This window comes from Micromonospora globbae (genome assembly GCF_036184225.1).
In the GTDB taxonomy this organism is placed as follows: Bacteria; Actinomycetota; Actinomycetes; order Mycobacteriales; family Micromonosporaceae; genus Micromonospora; species Micromonospora globbae.
In genome coordinates, this window is the sequence record NZ_CP108084.1 from 6347316 (window position 1) to 6370856 (window position 23541).

The following is a 23541-nucleotide window of genomic DNA, read 5'->3' on the forward strand; positions in this document are numbered from 1 at the left end:
CGGCGAACCGCGCGACCGGCCGCCGCCCGGCCGCGCGGTCAGGCCGACGCGCGCCGCAGCCGGGTGACCGCCTCGGCGATCACCTCCGGTCGCTTGCAGAAGGCGAACCGCACGAGCCGGCGGCCGGCCTCGGCGTCGTCGTAGAAGACCTGCGTCGGCACGGCCACCACCCCGCAGCGCTCCGGCAGCGAGCGGCAGAACTCCACCCCGTCGCGGCCGCCGAGCGGGGTGACGTCGGCCGTGACGAAGTACGTGCCCTCCGGGCTGAGCACCTCGAAGCCGGCGGCGGTGAGGCCGTCGACGAGCTGGTCCCGCCGCGCCTGCAACTCCGCCCGGAACCCGGTGAAGTAGTCGTCGGGCAGGGCCAACGCCATGGCGACCGCGGGCTGTAGCGGCGCCGCGTTGACGAACGTGAGGAACTGCTTCACGCGGAGCACCGCGGAGACGAGCGCGGCCGGCCCGCTCGCCCAGCCGACCTTCCACCCGGTGCAGGAGAACGTCTTGCCGGCCGAGGAGATCCGCAGTGTCCGCTCCCGCATGCCGGGCAGCGTGGCGAGCGGGACGTGCGGGGCGGCCGCGTCGGTGAACACGAGGTGCTCGTACACCTCGTCGGTCACCGCGTACGCGTCGTGCTCCCGGCACAGCTCCGCGACCAGCGCGAGTTCGTCCGGGGTGAACACCTTCCCGGTGGGGTTGTGCGGCGAGTTCAGCAGCACCAGCCGGGTGCGCGGCCCGAACGCCGCGCGCAGCGCGGCCGGGTCGAAGGCGTACCGGCCGTCGCCGGTCGGCCGCAGCGTCACGGGCCGGCGGACCGCGCCGGCCAGGGCGATCGACGCGGCGTACGAGTCGTAGTACGGCTCGAAGCACACCACCTCGTCGCCCGGCTCGCACAGGGCGAGGATCGCGGCGGCGACGGCCTCGGTGGCGCCCGCCGTCACCACGATCTCGCCGTCCGGGTCGTACTCCAGCCCCCAGAACCGGCGCTGGTGGGCCGCGACCGCCGCCCGCAGGGCGGGGACGCCCGGCCCCGGCGGGTACTGGTTCTGCCCCGAGCGCAGCGCCTCGGCCGCGGCGGCGAGCATCTCCGGCGGGCCGTCGGTGTCCGGAAAGCCCTGCCCGAGGTTGACGGCGCCGGTGCGGACGGCGAGCGCGGACATCTCGGCGAAGATGGTCGTGCCGAACGGCCGCATCCGGGCCACGAGGGGATCGACATCGGTGGTCGTCGTCACGTCCGCCAGCCTACGGCCCGCGGCCGCCCGTTCCACCGGCCGGTGACAGCTCGGACATCTGGTGCGCTGGAGTGACGGATCCGGCGGCGGGTGCCCCGTGAGGTGCGCCGACCGGCGAGGTTGCCGCCCGCCCGCCGGTTGCGGCCCCGGATGTACGGGTAGGCGGGGGGCGGCGAGCGACAACGTTGCGGCACGTGCGGGCGGATGTTCGACCCGGACGGGTGCCGGGCGGCAGCCGTTCGCTCAAGCTCGGTGATTGTTTGCCCGGCTTTCGCGCACGCGGGGTGAGCGAAACTAGGTTAGGCTGCGGACCATGTGTGGAATCGTGGGTTACGCCGGCGCGCGGCCGGCGCTCGGCATCGTGCTGGACGGGCTGCGGCGGCTGGAGTACCGCGGCTACGACTCGGCGGGCGTCGCCATCGTCTGCGACGGTGAGCTGCTGACGGAGAAGAAGGCCGGCAAGCTGGCCAACCTGGAGAAGGTGCTCTCCGAGCGTGCCGCCGAGGACCCGTCCTCCTGTGCCTCCAGCCCCATCGGCATCGGTGACGGCACCACCGGCATCGGCCACACCCGTTGGGCCACCCACGGCGGTCCCACCGACCGCAACGCCCACCCGCACGTCTCGCCCGACGGCCGCGTCGCCGTGATCCACAACGGCATCATCGAGAACTTCGCGAAGCTCCGCGCCGAACTGGAGGCCGACGGGGTCCAGTTCACCAGCGACACCGACACCGAGTGCGCCGCCCACCTGCTCGCCGCCGCGCTCGCCGACCTGCGCTCCGCCGGCCACCCGGACGGCCCGCAACTGCTCGCCGCCGCCATGCGGGTGGTCTGCCAGCGGCTCGAGGGCGCGTTCACCCTGCTCGCCGTCGACGCCACGGTGCCCGGGGCGGTCGTCGGCGCGCGGCGCAACTCGCCGCTCGTGGTCGGGCGCGGGCAGGGCGAGAACTACCTCGCCTCCGACGTGGCGGCGTTCATCGAGCACACCCGGGACGCGGTCGAGCTGGGCCAGGACCAGATCGTCCTCATCACGGGCGACACCATCGAGATCACCGACTTCGACGGGCAGCCGGCCAGCGGCAAGGACTTCCACATCGACTGGGACTCGTCGGCCGCCGAGAAGGGTGGCTACGACTGGTTCATGCTCAAGGAGATCGAGGAGCAGCCCCAGGCGGTGGCCGACACCCTGCTGGGCCGGCTCACCGAGTCGGGCGAGATCGCGCTGGACGAGGTCCGCCTCAGCGACCAGGACCTGCGCGACGTCGACAAGATCTTCATCGTGGCCTGCGGCACCGCGTACCACTCCGGGCTGGTCGCCAAGTACGCGATCGAGCACTGGACCCGCATCCCCTGCGAGGTGGAGCTGGCCAGCGAGTTCCGCTACCGCGACCCGGTGCTCGACCGGTCCACGCTCATCGTGGTGATCTCCCAGTCCGGCGAGACGATGGACACCCTCATGGCGCTGCGGCACGCCAAGGAGCAGAAGGCGCGGGTGCTCGCCATCTGCAACACCAACGGCTCGACCATCCCCCGGGAGTCCGACGCGGTCCTCTACACCCACGGCGGGCCGGAGATCGCCGTCGCGTCCACCAAGGCGTTCCTCACCCAGCTGGTCGCCTGCTACCTGATCGGCCTGCACCTGGCCCAGGTGCGCGGCATCAAGTACGCCGACGAGGTCGCCGCCGTGGTCGCCCAGCTCCAGGAGGTGCCCGCCAAGCTCCGTGAGCTGCTGGACCGCATCGAGCCGGTCCGTGAGCTGGCCCGCGAGCTGAAGTCCGAGCCGACCGTGCTGTTCATCGGCCGGCACGTCGGCTACCCGGTGGCCCTGGAGGGCGCGCTCAAGCTCAAGGAGCTGGCGTACATGCACGCCGAGGGCTTCGCCGCCGGCGAGCTGAAGCACGGCCCCATCGCGCTCATCGACAAGGGCACGCCGGTGGTGTGCGTGGTGCCGTCGCCGGCCGGCCGGGGCGTGCTGCACGACAAGGTCGTCTCCAACATCCAGGAGGTGCGGGCGCGGGGCGCGCGGACCATCGTCATCGCGGAGGAGGGGGACGAGGCGGTCGTCCGGTACGCCGACCACCTCATCTACGTGCCGCGTACGCCCACCCTCCTCTCGCCGCTGGTCACCACCGTGCCGCTCCAGGTCCTCGCGGCCGAGATCGCCGCGGCCCGCGGGCACGACGTCGACCAGCCGCGCAACCTCGCGAAGTCGGTCACCGTCGAGTAGCCCGGCGGCGCGTCCCCGGTCCGGGCCGCCCGCCCGGCGGCCCGTGCCAGGTCCGTCCCACGTCCCGGCCGCCCGTCCGGCGGCCGGGACCGGTCAGCGGCCGAGGACGATGCGTGCCATGCCGTCCAGCGCCGGGTTGTCCGCGTCCCAGTAGCCGGTGTGACCGTTGCGGCCGCTGGGGAAGACCCGCCCGCCGAAGCGCGCAGTCGACGGGTCCCGCCCGAACCACAGCTCGTGACCGTCGTGCCCGGGCCACCCGAGCGCCGCCGCGAGCGGCGCGGTGCCGACCAGTGCCCGGCGGGCCAGCTCGTCCGGGGGTCGGGCCAGCCGGATCACGTCGTCCGGCGCGGTGCTCGCCCAGACCTCACCGGCCGGCACCCGCAGCTCGGCGGCGTGCCCGACGCCGACGCCCGGCGAGCCCACGAAGACGAGGGCGTCGGCGGCCAACCCGTGGTCGCGGGCGGCTGTGCCCACCACGAGCGACCCGTAGCTGTGCCCGAGCACCGTCTGCCGGGCCGGTGGGCCGTCGTGGGTGGCCCGCAGCCCCTCCTGGAAGCGGTGCAGCGCCGGGCCCGCGTCCCGGGCCTGGCCCGTGGTGACCGCCTCGTGCAGGAAGTCCGGGGCGTCGTAGTCCAGCCACAGCACCGCCGCGCTCCGCTCGCCCGGTGCCAGGTCGGCGCAGCGGCCCAGCACCCGTCCGGCCCGGCCCAGCTCGCCGGGTGCGTCGTCGAGACCCGAGGTCATCCCCGGCACGTACGTGAACACCCGGTCGGCGTGGTCCGGGTCGCCCAGGGCGACGACCACCCGGCCCTCACCGGCCGGATCCAGACCGAGCAGGTACGCCCGCGGCCCGCCCGGCGCCGCCAGCCGGTCGGTGAGGGCGTCGAGACCGGCGAGGCGGGCGTCGACACCGCGCAGCCGGACGGCGTCGAGCGGGCCGGGCGGCGCACCGGTCGGCAGTCGCCGCCGCTGGGCCAGCAGCGCCGCGCGGTGCGTGCCGAGCAGCAGCCGGTTGGCCTGGTCACGCGCCGCCACCGGCACCCCGTCGAGGCGGCCGATCAGCGCCGGCTCGTGCGCCACCAGCCAGCGCCGCTGCCCCGGGGTCAGCCCCGCCCACCAGGCCCGCACCTGCCGTGGGTCGGCGTCGCGGGCCGGCCGGCCCGGCGGCGGGGGCTCCTGCCAGCCGGTGGCGGCGGACGCCGTCAGCTCGGCCAGCCGGGCCGCCGCCGCCCGGTCGGCGGCGCCGGCCAGGTCCAGTGCGCCCCGCAGCGCCGCCGCCACGCGGGCCGCCGCCGGCCCGTCGCGCTCGCCGGGCCGCCCCCGCGCGGGATCGGCGCCGACCCGCCCGTCCCGGTCGATCGACAGCCCGGCCGCGTCGGCGAGGGCCACCGCGTCGGCCAGCCGCCCCTTCGCGGTGGCGAGCCGTGCGGCGTACTCGGCGAGGATCTGGTCGGCCTCGATGAGCGCGGGTGTCACCGAGGCCAGCTCGGCGCGGAGGCCCGTGAGCCGGGTGCCGGCCGCTCCGGCGGCCGCCCCCGACCAGGCGGCGGTCAACCCCGTCCCGCGCTCGCCCAGCTCGGCGGTACGGCGCCCGACGAGAGCCGTGAGCCCACCCCACGCCGCCCCGGCGGCCCGCCACGCACCCGGGTCGGCCGCCCAGAGCTGGGCGTACGCGACGGCGGTCACCGGGGCAGGCCGGCGAGCCGGCGGGCGACCCGGTCGTCGACCGCCTGGTACGCCTCCACGGCCGACCGCACCGCCACGCCCGTCTCGGCCACGCGACCGCCGAGCCGGCCGAGCCAGCCGTGCACCGCCGCCTCCCACCCGGCCAGCGCACCCGCCGCCGACCAGCCGGGGGCGGCCACCGTGAGCCCCGGCACCCCGTCGAGCCCGTGCGCGAGCCCGTACGCGTCGTCGTCCAGCTCCCGGGCCACCGCGCGCAGCGCCTCCGGCCGGACCGTGAACGGGTCCTCCGCCATCCCCACCCCCTGACCGCGGTTCGACCCGGGTCACGCTAGGCGGCCGCCGGCGTCGGGCGGGCGGCCTGTGGACAGCCGGCGGGGGCCGTGCGTCCCGCCGGTCCACAGGCGTTGCCGGATGCGCTGTCCGGCGGCTAATCTGCGGCGCCTCCGGCGGCTGGTCTGGACCGCCTCCGCCGGCTGATGCGCCTCGCCTTCGCCGGCTGGTCTGCGCCGCCTGCGCCGGCTGCGGCGGCCGATCCGCGCCGGCCTCCGCCGGTAGGGTGAGTTCGTGATCGTCGCTGTCGGCATCGACGTCGTGCTGGTGGACCGGTTCGCCCGGGCCCTGGCGCGGACGCCGCTGCTCGCCGACCGGCTGTTCACCGAGGCCGAGCGCGCCACCCGCTCCGGCAGCCCGCGCTCGCCGGAGTCGCTCGCCGCCCGGTTCGCCGCGAAGGAGGCGGTGGCCAAGGCACTCGGCGCGCCGGCGGGCCTGAACTGGCACGACTGCGAGATCGTCCCGGATCCGGCCGGCCGGCCGTGGCTGGCCGTCTCCGGCACGGTGGCCGACGCGGCGGTCGCGCGCGGGATCAACCGCTGGCACCTCTCGCTGTCGCACGACGGCGGGATCGCGTCGGCGATGGTGGTGGCGGAACGCTGATGTCGTCCGGGCCGCCGGAGGGCGCGCCCGGAACATGGGAACGGGGGCCAGCGGCATGAGACCGGTGTGGCGGGTGGCGGACGTACGCGCGGCGGAGGCCGGCCTGATGGCCACGCTCCCGCCGGGGACGCTCATGCAGCGCGCGGCGGCCGGGCTGGCCCGGCGGTGCGCGCTGCTCCTCGCCGACCGGGGCGGCGTCTACGGCTCCCGGGTGCTGCTGCTCGTCGGCTCGGGCGACAACGGCGGCGACGCCCTGTTCGCCGGCGCGCACCTGGCCCGGCGCGGCGCGGCCGTGTCGGCGTTGCTGCTCACCCCCGGGCGGGCGCACGCCGAGGGACTGGCCGCGCTGCGCGCCGCGGGCGGCCGGGTGGTCGACCGGCCGCCGCCCGTGCTCGACCTGGTACTCGACGGCATCGTCGGGATCGGCGGCACCGGGGGCCTGCGGGAGACCGCCGAGCAGTTGGCCGCGAGCCTGGTCGGTCACTGCGGACGCGACGGCGTGCGGGCGACCGTGGTGGCGGTGGACGTGCCGAGCGGGGTCGCGGTGGACACCGGTCACGTGCCGCTCACCGCGTCCGGCCGGCCGAACGCCGTCCACGCCGACGTGACGGTGACCTTCGGCGCGTTGAAGCCGGCCCTCGTGGTGGGCCCGGCCGCGCCGCTGGCCGGCGAGGTCGAGCTGGTCGACATCGGGCTGGGGCCGTGGCTGCGTGGCACCCCCGCGCTGCGGGTCACCGAGTGGTCGGACGTCGAGCGGTGGTGGCCGTCGCTCGGGCCGGCCTCGGAGAAGTACTCCCGGGGCGTCGTCGGGGTGGCGACCGGCTCGGCCACGTACCCGGGGGCGGCCGTGCTCTCGGTCGGCGGGGCGCTGGCCGGGCCGACCGGGATGGTCCGCTACGCCGGCGGCGCCCGGGAGGAGGTGCTGCGCCAGCACCCGTCGGTCATCGCCACCGGGCGGGTCGCCGACGCCGGCCGGGTCCAGGCGTGGGTGTGCGGCTCCGGGCTGGGCACCGGCGCGGACGCCGCGGCCGAGCTGCGGGCGGTGCTGGCCGCGCCGGTGCCGGTGGTGCTCGACGCCGACGCGCTCACCCTGCTGGTCGACGGCTCGCTCGCCGACCAGCTCCGCGGGCGGGACGCGCCGACCGTCGTCACCCCGCACGACCGGGAGTTCACCCGGCTCTGCGGCGAGGCGCCCGGCGCCGACCGGGTGGCGGCCGCGCTGCGGCTGGCCGCCTGGATGAACGCCGTGGTGCTGCTCAAGGGGGACCGCACGGTGATCGGCACGCCCGACGGCCGGGCGTACGTCAACCCGACCGGCACCCCGGCGCTGGCCACCGGGGGCACCGGCGACGTGCTGGCCGGGCTGCTCGGCTCGCTCCTCGCCGGCGGGGTGTCGCCGGAGAAGGCGGCCGCCGCGGCCGCGTACCTGCACGGGCTGGCCGGCCGGGAGGCGGCCCGGGGTGGCCCGGTGACCGCGCCCGACGTGGCGACCGCGCTCCGCCCGGTCATCGCCCGGCTGGGCTGACCGTCACCACCCGGCCCCGGCTGCCCGGTTCGGAAACGGTCGGGTGGGGGCGGCAGCGGCACCGTCGCGCCGCGCGGTGATCACCGCGGAAAGTAGGCTGGGCCCATGTGGCAGGCCGAGGTGCGCGTCGACCTTGACGCGATCCGTGAGAACGTGAGCCGGATCCGGTCCGGCACCACCGCCGACGTGATGGCCGTGGTGAAGGCCGACGGGTACGGGCACGGGATGATCCCGGCCGCCCGCGCGGCGCTGGACGGCGGGGCGTCCTGGCTCGGTGTCTGCACCCTCGACGAGGCGCTCACGCTGCGTCGGGCCGGGATCACCGTGCCCGTGCTGGCCTGGCTGCTCGCTCCGGGGCTGCCCCTGCACGAGGGGGTCAGCGCGGGCGTCGACCTGGCCGCCGCGAGCCTGCCGCAACTGGACGAGATGATCGAGGCGAGCCGCCGGGCGGACCGTCCGGCCCAGCTCCACCTGAAGATCGACACCGGGCTGTCCCGGGGCGGGGCGACCGTCGCGGACTGGCCGGCGCTGCTGGACGCGGCGGCCAAGGCCCAGGCCGACGGGCTCATCGAGGTGGTCGGGGTGTGGAGCCACTTCGTCTACGCCGACATGCCCGGCCACCCGACGACCGACCGGCAGCTGGCCGTCTTCCACGAGGGCCTGGCGATGGTCGAGCGGGCCGGGCTGCGCCCCCGCTACCGGCACCTCGCCAACTCGGCGGCCACCCTGACCCGGCCCGACACCCACTTCGACCTGGTCCGGCCCGGGCTGGCGGTCTACGGCCTGTCCCCGATCGCCGGGGACACCTTCGGGCTGCGTCCGGCCATGACCGCCCGGGCCCGGGTGATGCTGACCAAGCGGGTGCCCGCCGGCACCGGCGTGTCGTACGGGCACACGTACACCACGTCGCGGGACGCGAACCTGGCGGTGGTGCCGCTCGGGTACGCCGACGGGGTGCCGCGCCACGCCTCCAACTGCGGTCCCGTCCAGCTCGGCGGCGTGCGGCGGGTGATCTCCGGCCGGGTGTGCATGGACCAGTTCGTGCTCGACTGCGGCGACGACCCGGTGGCCGCCGGCGACGTGGTGACGCTCTTCGGCAGCGGCGCCGACGGCGAGCCGACCGCCGACGACTGGGCCGACGCCGTCGGCACCATCAACTACGAGATCGTCACCCGGTTCGGGAGCAGTCGGGTGCCGCGTACATACGACGGCGAGAACCCGTGAGTCGGTACCGCATTCCCCGGCCCCGGAGCGCGGTCGGCCGGGTCGCCGGGGTGGTCGGCGCCACGGTGGGCGTGGCGGCCGCCGGCCTCGCGGCGGGCGTCGCCACGGAGCGCGCCCTCGTCCGCCGCCTCAAGGCCGACCCGACCGACCCGTACGCGCACGAGCCGTTCGGCCAGCAGCCGTACGACGAGGCGTTCCGGCTGGAGCTGCCGGACGGCACCGACATCCACGTCGAGGTGGTCGAGCCGAGACACCCGGTGCCGGGCCGGCCCACGGTCGTGCTGGTGCACGGGTTCTGCCTGGACATGGGCACGTTCCACTTCCAGCGCAAGATGCTCACCGAGCGGGGCGAGCACCGGGTGGTGGCGTACGACCAGCCCGGGCACGGCCGGTCGGGCCGGCTGGAGACCGGCGAGTACGACCTCACGGTCCTGGGCCGCACCCTGCGCCGGGTCATCGACCGGACCGCCCCGGAGGGGCCGCTGGTGCTGGTCGGCCACTCGATGGGCGGGATGACCATCATGGCCTTCGCCGAGCTGTTCCCCGAGATGTTCGGCGACCGGGTGGTCGGCACCGTCCTGATGGCCACCTCGGGCGGACTGCTGGCCGAGACGAAGCTGGTGGCGCCGGCCCTGCTGGGCCGGGTCGGCGGGCCGGTGCTGTTCATGATGAGCAACGCCACCCGCTACGGCGGCACGGTCATCGACAAGGCCCGCAAGTCGACGTCGAACGTGGCCTGGCTGCTGACCCGCCGCTACGGCTTCGGCGGCCGGCACCCCAGCCCGGCCCTGGTGTCGTACGTGGAGACGATGAACTCGCGCACCTCGGCGGACACCGTGACCCGGTACCTGCGTACGCTGGCGACGCACTCCCGGTTCCCGGCGTTGGCGGCCCTGGCCGACACGCCGGTGCTGGTCGTGGTCGGCGACAAGGACATGATCACCCCGGTGACACACTCGGAGGGGATCGTCCGCCGGCTGCCGCACGCCGAGTTCGTCAGAATTCCGGACAGCGGGCACGTGGTGATGCTGGAACACGCGGACGAGGTCAACGCCGCGCTGGCGAGGTTCCTGGAGGAGTGGTGAACAAGGTCGTCGTGAAGCTGCCCACCGTGGCCGACACGCAGGACTTCGGCCGTCGGCTGGCCGGTGTGCTGCGCGCCGGTGACCTCGTGCTGCTCACCGGCCCGTTGGGTGCCGGGAAGACCGCGCTGACCCAGGGGATCGGCGCGGGGCTCGGGGTGCTCGGGGAGATCACCTCGCCGACGTTCGTGATCGCCCGGGTCCACCGGCCCGATCCGGCCCGGGGCGGGCGGGTGCCGCTCGTGCACGCCGACGCGTACCGGTTGGGGGACGCCGCCGACCCGCGCGCCGAGATCGACGACCTGGACCTGGACGCCTCGGTGGAGGAGTCGGTGACGGTCGTCGAGTGGGGTGAGGGCATGGTCGAGCAGCTGAGCGACGCCCACCTTCGCGTCCGCATCGACCGCCGCGACGACGACACCCGGATCGTCGAGCTCGACCCGGTGGGCGGCGACTGGGCGCAGCGCCTGGCCGGACTGGCCTGACCGACCCGACCACCTGCCTCCGCCGGGGCGCCGCCCCTCGCCCCGTTGATCGTGAGGTTGGCGGGGTCCAGGGAGATCGACTCGCCCGCCAACCTCATGATCAACGAGTGCCGGCGTGGGGGCGGGCGGCGATGTCGGTCGCGGCTGGTAGGAAGAGGGCCGATCGACGAAAGGTTGCCGATGGCTGACGTCCCCACCCTCGACCTGCTGGCGCTGCTGCCGGAGGAGTGGCGTGCCGTGCTCACCCCCCACCTCGACCCGGCCCGCACCGCGGCGCTGGCCGACTTCGTCGCGCGGGAGTACGCCACGCAGACCGTCTTCCCGCCGTTGGAGGACCTGTTCTCCGCCTACCGGCTGTGCCCGCCGGCGGCCTGCCGCGTGCTGATCCTCGGGCAGGACCCGTACCACCGGGCGGGGCAGGCGCACGGGCTCAGCTTCAGCGTCCGCGAGGGGGTGAGCGTCCCACCGTCGCTGCGCAACGTCTTCAAGGAGCTCGGCGACGACCTCGGCGTGCCGAAGCCGCCCAGCGGCAACCTCGCCGGGTGGGCAGCCCAGGGCGTGCTGCTGCTCAACTCCGTGCTGACCGTCCGGCAGGGCAGCCCCGGCTCGCACGCCAACCAGGGGTGGGAGGAGTTCACCGACGCCACCATCCGCGCGCTGGACGCGCTGCCCGAGCGGGTGGTCTTCCTGCTCTGGGGCGGCTACGCCCGCCGGAAGGCCGTCTTGGTCGGCAACCCGCAGCACGTGGTGCTGGAGGCGGGGCACCCCAGCCCCATGAACCCGCGCGGCTTCCTCGGCAGCCGCCCGTTCAGCGCGGCCAACAAGGCCCTCGCCGACGCCGGGCGCCCCACGATCGACTGGGAACGCTCCGCCGGCTGAGCTGCGATCGCCGACCCCTGCGCAGGCGCGACGCCGTCATGGGTGCTCGCCTCGGACGTCCGTGCCGGTAGCGGTCCCGCCGCTGGCAGCGGAACCGGCTGCGGCGTCCCGGGCGGTTTGCGCCCGGAGGTCACGGTAGCGGCGCAGCAGCGCGCCGGCGCGGGGATCGGTCACCTCCAGGTCGACGAGCGGGACGACCCGGTAGGACCGGTCGCCGTGCCGGACCTCGACGGAATCCGGCAGCTCGTCGCACATGGTCGCGCGGATCTCCCCGTACCGGGTGTCCCAGCGGTGGGCACCCGGTTCTTCGGGAGACAGTGGCAGGTTGCCGAACTCGCCCCACCGGGCGTTCCACCGCTGCCCGTACGCCTTCTCCAACCACCGGGGGGTCGGCGTCGCACCAGCGGATCGCCAGTTCCGGGGCGTCGACCGGCACCGGTGCGCCCTGGAGCAGTGCCGCCGCGGCCCCGGTGATCGTGTACGGCAGGGTGTCGAGGCGGTCGAGGAGGCGGTCCAAACACAGGCCGTCGATCCGCTCGGCCAGGGGCCGGACGGCGAGCTGCGCCATCGCGCTGTCCAGGTGCGCGTCGAGTGGCTCGACCGTGACCGCGAGCTGGACGTCCATGGCCGCGAGCAGGCGTTCCAGGAGGGGGAGGCGGGGCGCGCGGTCACCACGCTCGATGCGGGCCACCGCCGCCTGGCTGACTCCGACCAGGTCCGCGAGCTGGCGCTGGGTGAGCTCGCGCGCCTCACGCTGCTGCCGGACGACCTGGCCGAGGATCCTCACGAGGCGGGTCGACATCCCGGCATCGTGGGGCATGGTTCAGGACTGCGATACCGCAGAGGCATATCCATGACAGAGCGGTATCAGGCTCGCTACGGCAGGCCCTTGCCGAAGACAGGGCCACGGCCATGGCGCGGACGCGGGCCAGGCGGGGCGTCACCGGGCGTGACCGGGCGGGCGGCTAGGCTGGCATACCGTGCTCGTACTCGTGGTGGACAGCTCGACCCCTGCGGTGACCGCGGCGCTGGTCGAGGTCTCGGCGGACGGTGTCGCGTTGCGGTCACACCGGTGCACGGTGGACGCCAGGGCGCACGGCGAACTGCTCGCTCCCGAGGTCGACGCGGTGCTCGCCGACGTGGGCGCCCGCCCCGCCGACCTCACGGCGATCGTCGCCGGCCTCGGCCCCGGCCCGTTCACCGGGCTGCGGGTGGGTCTCGTCACCGGCGCCACGATGGGTCAGGTGCTCGGCATTCCCACGTACGGCGTCTGCTCGCTGGACGGCATCGGTCACCCGGCGGCCGCCGGCGAGCCGGTTCTCGCGGCGAGTGACGCGCGACGCAGGGAGGTCTACTGGGCCGTCTACGACGGCGCCGGCCAGCGGATCGCCGGGCCGGAGGTGGACGCTCCGGCGGTGGCGGCCGAGCGGGCCCGTGACCTGGCGGTGACGGTGGCCGTGGGCGACGGCGCCCACCGGTACGCCGACGTGCTCGGCCTGTCCGTCCGGGCCGAGCCGCGCTACCCGGACCCGGTCGCGCTGGCCCGGCTCGCCGGTGAGCGGATCCGCGCGGGCGCCCCCGGCGAACGACTCACCCCGCTCTACCTGCGCCGCCCGGACGCCGTGGCGGCGACCGCCCGCAAGCCGGTCCTGCCGTGAGCATGGTCCGGCTCGACCGGTTCCGCTGGTGGCACATCGAGGAGGTGCTGCCCATCGAGGCGGACCTCTTCGGCGTCGAGCAGTGGTCGCCCGCCATGTTCTGGAACGAGCTGGCCAACGGGCACCACTACCGGATCGCGACGGACGACGACGGCACGGTGCTCGGCTACGCCGGGCTCACCGTCGTCCCGCCCGACGAGGCGTGGGTGCAGAACATCGCGGTACGACGCGACGCCCAGCGCCGGGGCATCGGCCGGCTCCTGCTGGAGGAGCTGCTCGCCGAGGCGGCCCGGCGCGGCGCCCGCCGGACGCTGCTGGAGGTCGCGGCGGACAACGCCCCCGCCCAGCGGCTCTACGCGGCGTACGGCTTCGAGCCGGTCGGCATCCGACGCGGCTACTACCAACCGAGCAACACGGACGCGCTGGTCATGCAGCGGGACGAGGAATGACCCATGGCTGACGAACCGCTCATCCTCGGAATCGAGACCTCCTGCGACGAGACGGGGGTCGGCATCGTCCGCGGGCACACGCTGCTCGCGGACGCGCTCGCCTCCAGTGTCGAGGAGCACGCCCGCTTCGGCGGTGTGGTGCCCGAGGTGGCGAGCCGGGCCCACCTGGAGGCCATCGTGCCGACCATGGACCGGGCGCTGGCGGAGGCGGGGGTGACGATCGCCGACATCGACGCGATCGCCGTCACCTCCGGTCCGGGGCTGGCCGGCGCGCTGCTGGTCGGCGTGGCCGCCGCCAAGGGGTACGCGCTCGCCGCGGAGAAGCCCGTCTACGGGGTGAACCACCTGGCCGCGCACGTCGCCGTGGACACCCTGGAGCACGGCCCGCTGCCCGAGCCGGCGGTCGCGCTGCTGGTCTCCGGCGGGCACTCGTCGCTGCTGCTCGTCGACGACCTGGCCCGGGGGGTCACCCCGCTCGGCGCCACGATCGACGACGCGGCCGGCGAGGCGTTCGACAAGGTGGCCCGCCTGCTCGGGCTGCCCTTCCCCGGCGGTCCGCCGATCGACCGGGAGGCCCGGGCCGGCGACCCCGCGGCCATCGGCTTCCCGCGCGGGCTGACCGCCGCCAAGGACCTCGCGGCGCACCGGTACGACTTCTCGTTCTCCGGGCTGAAGACGGCCGTGGCCCGGTGGGTGGAGGCGCGGCAGCGGGCCGGTGAGCCGGTGCCCGTGGCCGACGTGGCCGCGTCCTTCCAGGAGGCGGTCTGCGACGTGCTCACGGCCAAGGCGCTGGACGCCTGCCGCGCCCACGGCGTCGACACGCTCGTGATCGGCGGGGGAGTGGCGGCGAACTCGCGGCTGCGCGCCATGGCCGAGCAGCGGGCCGAGAAGCACGGGATCCGGGTGCGGGTGCCCCGGCCGCGGCTGTGCACGGACAACGGCGCGATGGTCGCGGCGCTCGGCTCGCACCTCGTGTCCTCGGGTGTCGCGCCGAGCCGGCTGGACCTGCCCGCCGACTCGGCCATGCCCCTGACCGTCGTCAGCGTCCCCGGGGAAGCGGCGTGATCGTCCGCATGTGGGAGGCGCGCGCGGAGCCGTACGGTTTCGCCGACCTCATCACCTGGGTCTGCGACACGGCGCTGCCCGAGTTCGAGCACGACCCCCGGCACCTCTCCAGCGAGGTCTACTCCTCCACCGACCACCGGGTGGTGGTGATCTCGAAGTGGCGTGGTGACCCGAGGCCGCTGCCCGACCCGCCCCCGATGCTGGTCGCGCGGGCGCCGCACTCCTGGGACTTCACGCAGGTCGACCGCTGACCCGTACGGCGGGAGCCGGCCGGCGCTAATTGGTTCGCGCGGGTGACCGCCGGCCCCCTAGCGTCGAGGGGTCATGCGCTTCTCACCGGCCGGTGACCCCGGCGTACCCGATGACCGGTCGGCGACCCGCTACCTGATCTGGCTGGCCGGCCGGCACAAGACGTTCCTCGGCGCGGGCATCCTGCTCGGCGTCGTCTGGATGGTCGCGCAGGCGCTGATGCCCGCCGCCGTCGGCCGGGCGGTCGACGGGCTGAGCCGCCGCGACGAGGGCGCCCTGCTCACCTGGGGCCTCGTGCTGCTCGGGCTGGGGATGCTCCAGGCCGCCGCCGGCGTCCTGCGCCACCAGTTCGCGGTGCGCAACTGGCTGGCCGCCGCGTACCGGACGGTGCAGCTGACCGTGGCGACCGCCAACCGGCTCGGCGCGGCCCTGCCCCGCCGGGTCGCCACCGGTGAGGTGGTGAGCGTCGGCACCTCCGACATCGACCAGATCGGCAGCGCCATCGACATCACGGCCCGGGGCACCGGAGCCGTGGTCGCCATCGTGACCGTGGCGGTGATCCTGCTCGACGCCTCGGTGCCGCTCGGACTCGTCGTGGTGCTCGGCGTACCGGTGCTGATGGCGGTGGTCGGCTTGCTGATCCGGCCGCTGCACCGGCAGCAGCACGCGTACCGGGACGCGGAAGGCGCGCTGACCACCCGGGCCGGGGACATCGTCTCGGGGCTGCGGGTGCTGCGCGGCGTCGGCGGCGAGCCGGTGCTCTCGGCCCGCTACCGGGCCGAGTCGCAGGCGCTGCGTGCGCACGGCGTACGGGTGGCCCGGGTCCAGTCGCTGCTGGAGGCGGCGCAGGTGCTGCTGCCCGGCGCGTTCCTGGTGCTGGTCACCTGGCTGGGGGCGCGGTTCGCGCTGGCCGGGCGGATCAGCCCCGGTGAGCTCGTCGCCTTCTACGGCTACACGGCGTTCCTCGTCAGCCCCTTGCGGCAGCTCACCGAGGCGGTGGACAAGCTGACCCGGGGCCACGTGGCCGCCCGGCGGGTCGTGCGGCTGCTGCGGCTCACCCCCGACCTCGTCGACCCGGCCCGGCCCGCGACCGTGCCCGACGGTCCCGGCGAACTCGTCGACGTCGAGTCGGGCGTGCGGGTGCCGCCGGGCCGGCTCACGGCGCTGGCCGCCACGGCACCCGAGGACGCGGTCGCGATCGTCGACCGGCTGGGCCGGTACGTCGACTCGGACGCGACGCTGCACGGCGTACCGCTGCGGGAGCTGCCACTGGCCACCGTGCGCGAGCGGATCCTCGTGGCCGACAACGACGCGCACCTGTTCACGGGCCGGCTGCGCACGGAGCTGGACCCGCACGACCGGGCCGACGACGCCACGATCGACGCGGCCCTGCGGGCGGCGAGCGCCATCGACATCGTGGAGGCGCTGCCGGACGGGCTCGACAGCCCGGTCGCCGAGCGCGGCCGGGAGTTCTCCGGCGGGCAGCAGCAACGGCTGCGCCTGGCCCGCGCGCTGGTCGCCGACCCGGAGGCCCTGCTGCTCGTGGAGCCGACGAGCGCCGTCGACGCGCACACCGAGGCCCGGATCGCCGAGGGGCTCGCCGCCGCCCGGGCCGGCCGCACCACCCTGGTGTGCACCACGAGCCCGCTGCTGCTCGGGCACGCCGACCACGTGATCTTCGTGGAGGACGGGAAGGTGGTGGCCGAGGGCACCCACGCCGAGTTGTTCGAGCAGGAGCCGCGCTACCGGGCCGCGGTCAGCCGGGGGGAGGACTGATGTCCACGACGCTGCCCGTCGCCGACGCGGCCCACGTGCGCCGCTACGCCCGTACGCTCGTCCGCCGGCACCCGCGGGCCCTGGGGGCGGCGCTCGGCCTGCACGCGCTGGCCGCCGCGGCCGGCCTGGTGGCCCCGCGGCTCCTCGGTGACCTCGTCGAGGCGATCTCCCGGGGCACGTCGCGGATGACGGTGGACCGGATCGCCCTGCTGATCGCCGGGTTCGTGGTGGTGCAGGCGGTGCTGACGCGCTTCGCCCACCTCGCCTCGGCGCGGCTCGGCGAGCGGGTGCTGGCCCAGCTCCGCGAGGAGTTCGTGGACCGGGTGCTGGCCCTGCCGCTGGCCACCGTGGAGCGCGCCGGCACGGGTGACCTGCTCACCCGCACCTCCCGGGACGTCTCCGCGCTGTCCCGGACCGTCCGTCTCGCCGTACCCGAGACGCTCGTCGCCATCGTGACCGCCGGGTTCATCATCGGCGCGCTGCTGCTGGTCGGGCCGCTGCTGGCGCTGCCCTGCCTCATCGCGGTGCCCGTGCTGTGGGCGGGCACCCGCTGGTACCTGCGCCGGGCGCCCGCCGGCTACCTGCGGGAGAACGCCGCCTACTCGGACATCACCGACGGGATCAGCGAGACGGTCGAGGGGTCGCGGACCACGGAGGCGCTGCGCCAGCAGGCCCGCCGGCGGGCCCGCACCAACGCGGACATCAGGCGGTCGTACGCGGCCGAGCGGTACACCCTGTTCCTTCGCACGGTCTTCTTCCCGGTGGCCGAGATCGGCTACGTCGTGCCGGTGGTGGCGACCCTCGTCATCGGCGGCTGGTTCCACCTCAAGGGGTGGGTGAGCCTGGGTCAGGTCACCGCCGCCACGCTCTACGTGCAGCAGCTCGTCGACCCGGTGGACCGGCTGCTGTCGTGGCTGGACGAGGTGCAGGTCGGCGGCGCCTCGATGGCCCGCCTGCTCGGCGTGGCCGAACCGGACGAGCGGTCGCGGGCCGGGGGTGCTGCGGGCGGTGCGGGTGCCGCGGATGCCGCGGGTGCCGCGGTCGGTGTGGGCGGTGCGGGTGCCGCGGGTGGCGCTGGCGGCGCGCCCGGTGCGGCGCGGCCGGCCGGGGCGGACGATCCCGACGGGGTCCGGCGGCTCGTCGCCCGGGACGTGCGGTACGCGTACCGCACCGGCCGGGACGTGCTGCACGGGGTGACCCTGATCCCGGAACCGGGGGAGAAGCTCGCCGTCGTGGGGCCCTCCGGCGCCGGAAAGTCGACCCTCGGCCGGCTGCTCGCCGGGGTGCACGCGCCGCAGGGCGGTTCGGTCACCGTGGCCGGACGCCGGCTGGACACCCTGCCGCTGGCCGAGCTGCGTTCGCACGTCGCGCTGGTCACCCAGGAGCACCACGTCTTCATCGGTACGCTCCGCGAGAACGTGGCGATGGTGAAGCCGTCCGCGACGGACGCCGACGTACGGGCGGCGCTGGCGGCCGTGGCCGCTCTGGACTGGGCCGAGGCGCTGCCGGACGGGCTGGACACGATGGTCGGCTCGGGCGGGCACCCGCTCTCCCCGGCGCAGGCCCAGCAGCTCGCGCTCGCCCGCTTGGTGCTGGCCGACCCGCACACCCTCGTGCTGGACGAGGCGACCTCGCTCATCGACCCGCGCGCTGCGCGGGAGCTGGAGCGGTCGCTGGCCGCCGTCCTCAGGGGACGGACGGTGATCGCCATCGCGCACCGCCTCTTCTCCGCCCACGACGCGGACCGGGTGGCCGTGGTGGAGGACGGCCGGATCACCGAGCTGGGCTCGCACGACGAACTGGTCGCGGCCGGAGGCTCGTACGCCGCCCTCTGGCACTCGTGGCACGGCACCCCCTAACCCACCCACCCCCACCCCACCCCGCCCCGTCCCGCCCCACCCCCTGTCCCCGGTGATCATGAAGTTATTGCCACGACACGCCGGGGCGGACGGCAATAACTTCATGATCACCGGGGCTCGCCCGGGGGGCGGGGACGGGCCAGGGGCCAGGCCGGGCGGGGGAGGGGGCGGGTCAGGTGCGGCGGAAGAGGCGGTAGGTGGCCAGGCCGCCGGTGCCCAGGGCTGCGAGGAAGACCAGCCAGACGACCGTGCTGCTCACTCCGACTCCCGGGCCGGTGTTCGCGGCGGCGGCGGCCAGCAGCCCGTCGTCGCCGGGTGCGGGGAGCGCCGCCGGTGGCAGTTCGGGCCAGCGGACAAGGTTGGTGCTCTCCAACATCTGCATGTGGTGCAGCACGAACCGGTTGGCGTCGTCGCAGAGCTTGCGGACGGTGGCGTCGCGGGTGCTGGCCCGTACGGCGGCGATCACCGGGAAGATCTTGCCGTGCGCGACCCGCAGCCGGGTCACGAAGATCTGGTCGAACCGGGCTCCGGAGGCGTTCTGCATCTCCTTGAGCCAGCCCTTCTGCTCGTCGGTGGGCTCGCTGGGGATGCTGGTACGCAGCTTGTTGGCGGCGTCCACGACGAGTTGGTCGAGTTCCTGGTGTTCGCTGGCGATCCCGGCGCCGATCTCCCGCACCTTGGCGGACTGGCCCTTCTCGGCGGCCATCTGCCCGGCCGGCATCTCCCACAGGCCCGCCAGCCGCACCCCGTTGAGCAGGGTCATGTCGGCGGCGTTGAGCTGTTGTCCGCCGGCGGGCGCGGCGACGGCCACGCCCGGCAGCACGCCGGTTCCGGCCACGATCGCGATGAGCAGCACCGCCGCGCGGCGCAGGCGGTGTGCCGAGCGGCGACGGGCGGATCTGAGGGGTGCCATGTCTGCGGTGCCTCCTCGTGCGGGCTGGACGCGTGGGCTGAGCGCGTGTGAGCTGAGCGCGTGTGGGCGGACGGCCGCCCCGTCGGCCGCCCGTCCGGCCACTGGTACGGGTGTACCGTCCGATCAGTTCACCGCCGACTGTGCAAGACGTATTGCGAAGGCCCCTTTGCAAAGATATCTTTGCGCCCATGGTCGACGTCGCCCGCCCCGATCCCACGGCACTGCGCGGTCTGGCCCACCCGCTGCGCGTACGCCTGCTGGACCTGCTCCGTGAGCACGGCCCGGCCACCGCCACCGGGCTCGCGGCACGGCTCGGTCTGTCCTCCGGCGCGACCAGCTACCACCTGCGGCAACTGGCCCGTTACGGGTTCGTGGTCGAGGAGCCGGACCGGGCGGTCGGGCGGGAGCGCTGGTGGCGGGCCGCACACCGGGGGACCGTCGTCGACAGCGTGGCCGGACCCGCCGCGCCGACGGAGGCGGAGGGCTACCTGCGTGCCGTCGCCGCGATGTACGCCGACCGTGTCGACCGGTGGATCGGCGAACTGCCCGCCCTGCCCGCCGACTGGTCGGCCGTCCCGACGATCAGTGACTGGCGGCTGCGGCTCACGCCGGCCGAGGCGGCCGAGTTGCACGACCGGTTGATCGCCCTGGTCGGCGAGTACCGGCTGGACCGCCCCGAGGTGGACGCCCCGCCCGAGGCCGCGCCGGTGGTGCTGCAGGCGCAACTGATGCCGTTCGTCGGCGCCGCCGACGGCGCACCCGCCGACCGCGCCTCCGCCGACGGCGCACCCGCCGACCGCGCCTCCGCCGACCGCGCCTCCGCCGACGAGGACCGGTGACCGTAGCGACCGGGCCGCTCAACCGACGTCGAGCGGATCGGCCAGCAGCCGTTCGAAGGCCAGCTCGGCGGCGCCGATCAGGGCGGCGTCGTCGCCGAGCTTCGGGGTGCGCAGGCGGACGTGCTCCAGGCAGGCCGGCAGCGCGTTGGCGTTGAGCCGGCTGCGGATCTGCGCGGCGGCGGCCAGGTACAGGTCGCGCATGGTGCCGCCGAAGATGACCATCTCCGGGTTGAAGATGTTGACGAGGTTCGCCACACCGAAGCCGAGCCAGTCGCCGGCCTGGCGCACGGCGGCGTTCGCCCGTGCGTCGCCCCGGTTCGCGGCGTCGAAGACGGCCAGCAGCGCGTCCCGCCCCCGTGCGTCGCAGCGACCGGCGTTGCGCAGCAGGCCGTGTTCACCGATCTCGGTCTCCCAGCAGCCCCGCGCACCGCACTCGCAGGGCTGGCCGTCCCGGACGACCTTCATGTGCCCGACCTCGCCGCCGTACCCGCCGTGCCCGGTGAGCCGCCGCCCGCCGGCGATGATGCCGGCGCCGACGCCCACGTCGCCGTAGAGGTAGACGACGTTGTCGCAGCCGGCCGCCACGCCGCGAGCGTGCTCCGCGAAGGCGGCCACGTCGGCCACGTTGCCCACGGTGATCGGCGCGTCGAGGCCCAGTTCGGCGCCGAGCGCCGGGCCGATCGGTTCGTCCACCCAGCCGGTCGTGGGGCCGAGCCGGACCAGACCGTCGTCACGGCGGACCATGCCGCAGACCGCCACCCCGGTGCCGACGCAGACGGCGCCGGCCGGCACCGCCTGCTGCATCTCCTTGGCGGCGCCGGCCAGCAGCGGCGCGGCCTCCGTCGCCGTGAGGCCGCGGGGCCGGGCCATCTCCCGGCGGTCGAGCACCGCGCCGCCCAGACCGACCCGCGCGGCCCGCAGTCGGTCGACCTCGATGCTGTACGCGTACGCGTAGATGCGGGTCGACTCGGGCCGGACGACCAGCGACGGTCGTCCGGCCCGGCCGGTCTCCTTCGGCGCACCCTCGCTGACCAGGCCGGCGCTGACGAGGTCGGCCGTCAACGCGCCGATGGTGCTGCGGTTCAGCCCCAGGGCGGTGGTCAGCTCGGCGCGCGAGGTGGCGCCGTGCACGTGCACATGGCGCAGCAGGGCACCGAGGTTCTGCCGACGGATCTCGTCCTGGCTCGGTCCTGGGCGCATGTGGGTACTCCGGGGGCGTGGGTCAGGGTGCCGGTCACCGTCGACCGGAACCCGGGGGTGTGGTCAGCGGGTGCCGGTTGCCGTCGACCGGCGGCGCGAGAAGGCGTCGACGGTCGCGGCCAGCGCCAGCACGACGCCGGTGAGCACGTACTTGACTCCCGAGCTGTACCCCATGAGGCCCATGCCGTTGTCGATGACGGCGATCACCGCGCCGCCGAGCACCGCGTCGAGGACGCGGCCCTTGCCGCCGAAGAGGCTGGTGCCGCCGATGACCGCCGCACCGACGGCGTAGAGCAGGACGCTGCTGCCGCCGGTGTTCGGGTCGACCGAGTTGGCTCGGCTGGCCGCCACGATGCCGCCGACCGCCGCCATCGAGGAGCAGATCACGAAGACCGAGATGCGGATCCGGTCAACGTTGATGCCGGCCCGGCGGGCCGCCTCCCGGTTGCCGCCGACGGCGTAGACGTGCCGGCCGTAGCTGGTGCGCTGGAGGACGAAGGTCCAGACGATCAGCAGTACGGCGATGACGGGCACGACGATCGGCACGCCCTTGAGGGAGGTGATCAGGACGTTGCGGCTGCGTTCGAGGTTGAGGATGAACACCGCCACGCCGAGGATCAGGGCCAGGCCGCCGATCCGCGCGAAGACCACCGCGATGGGGTCGGTGACGAGTCCTCGCGAGGCGCGCTTGCGGTGCCGCAGGAGCTGCGTCGCCCCGTACCCGACCACGGCCACGAGCGCGAGCAGCCAGCCGACCAGCGGGGGCAGGTTGCGGTTGGCGATGGCCAGCAGCACCGTGTCGCGGATGGCGATGTTGCTGCCCTCCTTCATGAGCATCAGCGCGATGCCCTGGAAGGCGAGGAAGCCGGCGAGGGTGACCACGAAGGACGGGATGCCGACCTTGGCGACGAGGACGCCGAGCGTCGTGCCGATCACCACGCCGGTGGCGATCGCGGCGAGGACCGCGACGTACCAGGGGTAGCCGAGCACCGTCACCACGTTCGCCAGCACGGCCGCGCAGACGCCGCTGGCGAAGCCCGCCGAGAGGTCGATCTCGCCGAGCAGCAGGACGAAGACCAGGCCCATCGCGATGAGGGTGACCGCCGCGCCCTGGGTGAACAGGTTGGCGAAGTTGCCGGCGGTGAGGAACGACGGCCGTGCGATCGAGAAGACCGTGCACAGCACGATCAGCCCGAGGACGGCGGGCAGCGCGCCGATGTCGCCGCCGCGTACGCGGCTCCAGTAGTTGCGCGCGTGGCTGGCGACGGTCGGCGCCGGTGTGACCGACGCCGGGCCCTCCTCCTGCACGACGGTCATGGTCATCGGGCACCTCCCGTGGTCGAGTCGGCCGGCAGCGTGCCGCCGCCGTTGCCGTTGGCGCCCGTGCCCGGCTCGGCGCTGAGTCCGAGGCTGCCGGAACGACCGGCGGTGATCAACTCGACCACCTGGGCGTGGGTGATGTCGGTGGTCTTCACCTGGGCGACCATCTGGCCGAGGTACAGGGCGGCGATGCGGTCGGAGACGGCGAAGACGTCGTTCATGTTGTGGGAGATCAGCACCACGGCGAGGCCGTTGTCGGCGAGCCGGCGGACGAGTTCGAGGACCTGCGCGGTCTGCGCGACGCCGAGCGCGGCGGTCGGTTCGTCCAGGATGACGAGCCGGCTGTTCCAGAGCACCGCCTTGGCGATCGCCACCGTCTGCCGCTGGCCGCCGGAGAGGCTGGAGACGTGCTGGCGCAACGACTTCACGGTGCGTACGGAGAGGCCGGCCAGCGTCTCCGCGGCCATCTGCTCCATGGTGGGCTCGTCGAGGACGAGCCCGTTGCGCTTCTCCCGGCCGAGGAACATGTTCTGCACGATGTCGAGGTTGTCGCAGAGCGCGAGGTCCTGGTAGACGACCTCGATGCCGAGGGCCGCGGCGTCGCGGGGACTGTGGATGGTCACCGGGCGGCCGTCGAAGAGGAACTCGCCCGCGTCGGTCGGGTAGATGCCGCTGATGCACTTGACGAGGGTCGACTTGCCGGCGCCGTTGTCGCCGACGAGCGCGGTCACCTCGCCGGCGTGGGCCGCGAAGGCGACGTCGCGCAGGACCTGGACGGGACCGAAGCTCTTGTCGATCCCGCGCAGCTCCAGCAGGGGTGTTGCGGACACGGGGTGTCTCCTTTGGATGGCGGGCAGGCGTTCCGAGCCCGTCCGGCGTGTGCCGCCCGGCACGGGAGACGGGTCCCGTGCCGGGCGGCGGCTGTCCTCGGCGGATGCGGCGT

At 74.9% G+C, this 23541-nt stretch carries 22 protein-coding genes and 1 pseudogene; 14 read left to right on the top strand and 9 right to left on the bottom strand.

From position 1 onward, the window contains the following. Positions 1–38 precede the first annotated feature (38 nt). A complete protein-coding gene (locus tag OG994_RS29120; RefSeq protein ID WP_328851593.1) occupies positions 39–1229 on the bottom strand; it encodes a pyridoxal phosphate-dependent aminotransferase in 1191 nt (396 codons plus the stop codon). Positions 1230–1542: 313 nt separating this feature from the next. Between OG994_RS29120 and glmS the strand changes: the two genes are divergently transcribed. After that, the gene (gene glmS, locus OG994_RS29125; RefSeq protein WP_120330606.1) at positions 1543–3456 is read left to right on the top strand and encodes a glutamine--fructose-6-phosphate transaminase (isomerizing); all 1914 of its coding nucleotides are present in this window, start codon (positions 1543–1545) and stop codon (positions 3454–3456) included. Positions 3457–3549: 93 nt separating this feature from the next. Here the strand turns inward: glmS and OG994_RS29130 are convergent, their stop codons facing one another. Together OG994_RS29130 and OG994_RS29135 are read right to left on the bottom strand one after the other, a co-directional pair. Next, a complete protein-coding gene (locus OG994_RS29130) occupies positions 3550–5142 on the bottom strand; it encodes an alpha/beta hydrolase (protein ID WP_328851594.1) in 1593 nt (530 codons plus the stop codon). Then, positions 5139–5435, bottom strand: coding sequence for a hypothetical protein (locus OG994_RS29135; RefSeq protein ID WP_328851595.1), 297 nt, complete (start codon positions 5433–5435; stop codon positions 5139–5141). Before OG994_RS29135 ends, OG994_RS29130 begins: the two co-directional genes overlap by 4 nt. A 271-nt stretch (positions 5436–5706) precedes the next feature. Between OG994_RS29135 and OG994_RS29140 the strand changes: the two genes are divergently transcribed. From OG994_RS29140 to ung, 6 genes are all read left to right on the top strand, one after another. After that, on the top strand, positions 5707–6075 hold the full coding sequence (locus OG994_RS29140; protein ID WP_328851596.1) for a holo-ACP synthase: 369 nt from the start codon (positions 5707–5709) through the stop codon (positions 6073–6075). Between the two features lie 55 nt (positions 6076–6130). Next, entirely contained in the window at positions 6131–7600 is a 1470-nt protein-coding gene (locus OG994_RS29145; protein WP_328851597.1) for an NAD(P)H-hydrate dehydratase, read from the top strand. 105 nt (positions 7601–7705) lie between these two features. Further along, positions 7706–8824, top strand: a complete 1119-nt coding sequence (gene alr / locus OG994_RS29150) for an alanine racemase (RefSeq protein ID WP_328851598.1) — start codon at positions 7706–7708, stop codon at positions 8822–8824. Next, positions 8821–9909: an alpha/beta fold hydrolase gene (locus OG994_RS29155; RefSeq protein ID WP_328851599.1), complete on the top strand. Its 1089-nt coding sequence runs from the start codon at positions 8821–8823 to the stop codon at positions 9907–9909. The genes alr and OG994_RS29155 overlap by 4 nt, the downstream gene beginning before the upstream one ends. Continuing rightward, positions 9903–10391, top strand: coding sequence for a tRNA (adenosine(37)-N6)-threonylcarbamoyltransferase complex ATPase subunit type 1 TsaE (tsaE, locus tag OG994_RS29160; RefSeq protein WP_120330599.1), 489 nt, complete (start codon positions 9903–9905; stop codon positions 10389–10391). Before OG994_RS29155 ends, tsaE begins: the two co-directional genes overlap by 7 nt. Positions 10392–10571: 180 nt before the next feature. Beyond that, positions 10572–11270, top strand: a complete 699-nt coding sequence (gene ung, locus OG994_RS29165) for a uracil-DNA glycosylase (protein ID WP_328851600.1) — start codon at positions 10572–10574, stop codon at positions 11268–11270. 36 nt (positions 11271–11306) lie between these two features. Here ung and OG994_RS29170 read toward each other — a convergent pair whose 3' ends face one another. Further along, positions 11307–11648, bottom strand: a complete 342-nt coding sequence (locus OG994_RS29170) for a hypothetical protein (protein ID WP_328853848.1) — start codon at positions 11646–11648, stop codon at positions 11307–11309. A gap of 289 nt (positions 11649–11937) precedes the next feature. After that, a pseudogene (locus OG994_RS29175) lies at positions 11938–12090 on the bottom strand (helix-turn-helix transcriptional regulator); the annotation flags it as partial. A gap of 160 nt (positions 12091–12250) precedes the next feature. On the opposite strand from OG994_RS29175, the gene tsaB reads away from it, so the two are divergent. The 6 genes from tsaB (at position 12251) to OG994_RS29205 (ending at position 18326) form a co-directional block, all read left to right on the top strand. Then, positions 12251–12928, top strand: a complete 678-nt coding sequence (gene tsaB, locus OG994_RS29180) for a tRNA (adenosine(37)-N6)-threonylcarbamoyltransferase complex dimerization subunit type 1 TsaB (RefSeq protein ID WP_328851601.1) — start codon at positions 12251–12253, stop codon at positions 12926–12928. 2 nt (positions 12929–12930) lie between these two features. Continuing rightward, positions 12931–13377: a ribosomal protein S18-alanine N-acetyltransferase gene (rimI, locus tag OG994_RS29185; protein WP_120330595.1), complete on the top strand. Its 447-nt coding sequence runs from the start codon at positions 12931–12933 to the stop codon at positions 13375–13377. A gap of 3 nt (positions 13378–13380) precedes the next feature. Continuing rightward, the gene (gene tsaD, locus OG994_RS29190; RefSeq protein WP_120330594.1) at positions 13381–14442 is read left to right on the top strand and encodes a tRNA (adenosine(37)-N6)-threonylcarbamoyltransferase complex transferase subunit TsaD; all 1062 of its coding nucleotides are present in this window, start codon (positions 13381–13383) and stop codon (positions 14440–14442) included. Beyond that, positions 14439–14693 carry a hypothetical protein gene (locus tag OG994_RS29195; protein ID WP_120330593.1) on the top strand — a complete coding sequence of 85 codons (255 nt, stop codon included), beginning with the start codon at positions 14439–14441 and terminating at the stop codon, positions 14691–14693. The genes tsaD and OG994_RS29195 overlap by 4 nt, the downstream gene beginning before the upstream one ends. 73 nt (positions 14694–14766) lie before the next feature. Continuing rightward, entirely contained in the window at positions 14767–16467 is a 1701-nt protein-coding gene (locus tag OG994_RS29200; protein ID WP_328851602.1) for an ABC transporter ATP-binding protein, read from the top strand. After that, a complete protein-coding gene (locus tag OG994_RS29205) occupies positions 16467–18326 on the top strand; it encodes an ABC transporter ATP-binding protein (RefSeq protein WP_328851603.1) in 1860 nt (619 codons plus the stop codon). The genes OG994_RS29200 and OG994_RS29205 overlap by 1 nt, the downstream gene beginning before the upstream one ends. Positions 18327–18498: 172 nt before the next feature. On the opposite strand, the gene OG994_RS29210 is transcribed toward OG994_RS29205, so the two are convergent. Next, complete coding sequence (locus OG994_RS29210; protein WP_120330590.1) at positions 18499–19239, bottom strand: DUF4142 domain-containing protein; 741 nt, start codon at positions 19237–19239, stop codon at positions 18499–18501. Between the two features lie 188 nt (positions 19240–19427). On the opposite strand from OG994_RS29210, the gene OG994_RS29215 reads away from it, so the two are divergent. Then, positions 19428–20078, top strand: a complete 651-nt coding sequence (locus OG994_RS29215; protein WP_328851604.1) for a winged helix-turn-helix domain-containing protein — start codon at positions 19428–19430, stop codon at positions 20076–20078. 18 nt (positions 20079–20096) lie between these two features. On the opposite strand, the gene OG994_RS29220 is transcribed toward OG994_RS29215, so the two are convergent. From OG994_RS29220 to OG994_RS29230, 3 genes are all read right to left on the bottom strand, one after another. Next, a complete protein-coding gene (locus tag OG994_RS29220) occupies positions 20097–21278 on the bottom strand; it encodes an ROK family transcriptional regulator (protein WP_328851605.1) in 1182 nt (393 codons plus the stop codon). A gap of 63 nt (positions 21279–21341) precedes the next feature. Further along, complete coding sequence (locus OG994_RS29225) at positions 21342–22601, bottom strand: sugar ABC transporter permease (RefSeq protein WP_328851606.1); 1260 nt, start codon at positions 22599–22601, stop codon at positions 21342–21344. Then, complete coding sequence (locus tag OG994_RS29230; RefSeq protein WP_120330586.1) at positions 22598–23428, bottom strand: ATP-binding cassette domain-containing protein; 831 nt, start codon at positions 23426–23428, stop codon at positions 22598–22600. Before OG994_RS29230 ends, OG994_RS29225 begins: the two co-directional genes overlap by 4 nt. Between the last annotated feature and the right edge of the window lie 113 nt (positions 23429–23541).

Bases quoted from the DNA above. Each gene is read 5' to 3' on its own strand.
- glmS (WP_120330606.1), top strand. From the start codon at position 1,543: ATGTGTGGAATCGTGGGTTACGCCGGCGCGCGGCCGGCGCTCGGCATC.
- OG994_RS29135 (WP_328851595.1), bottom strand. From the start codon at position 5,435: ATGGCGGAGGACCCGTTCACGGTCCGGCCGGAGGCGCTGCGCGCGGTG.
- OG994_RS29145 (WP_328851597.1), top strand. From the start codon at position 6,131: ATGAGACCGGTGTGGCGGGTGGCGGACGTACGCGCGGCGGAGGCCGGC.
- alr (WP_328851598.1), top strand. From the start codon at position 7,706: ATGTGGCAGGCCGAGGTGCGCGTCGACCTTGACGCGATCCGTGAGAAC.
- ung (WP_328851600.1), top strand. From the start codon at position 10,572: ATGGCTGACGTCCCCACCCTCGACCTGCTGGCGCTGCTGCCGGAGGAG.
- rimI (WP_120330595.1), top strand. From the start codon at position 12,931: ATGGTCCGGCTCGACCGGTTCCGCTGGTGGCACATCGAGGAGGTGCTG.
- tsaD (WP_120330594.1), top strand. From the start codon at position 13,381: ATGGCTGACGAACCGCTCATCCTCGGAATCGAGACCTCCTGCGACGAG.
- OG994_RS29200 (WP_328851602.1), top strand. From the start codon at position 14,767: ATGCGCTTCTCACCGGCCGGTGACCCCGGCGTACCCGATGACCGGTCG.
- OG994_RS29205 (WP_328851603.1), top strand. From the start codon at position 16,467: ATGTCCACGACGCTGCCCGTCGCCGACGCGGCCCACGTGCGCCGCTAC.
- OG994_RS29210 (WP_120330590.1), bottom strand. From the start codon at position 19,239: ATGGCACCCCTCAGATCCGCCCGTCGCCGCTCGGCACACCGCCTGCGC.
- OG994_RS29215 (WP_328851604.1), top strand. From the start codon at position 19,428: ATGGTCGACGTCGCCCGCCCCGATCCCACGGCACTGCGCGGTCTGGCC.
- OG994_RS29220 (WP_328851605.1), bottom strand. From the start codon at position 21,278: ATGCGCCCAGGACCGAGCCAGGACGAGATCCGTCGGCAGAACCTCGGT.
- OG994_RS29225 (WP_328851606.1), bottom strand. From the start codon at position 22,601: ATGACCATGACCGTCGTGCAGGAGGAGGGCCCGGCGTCGGTCACACCG.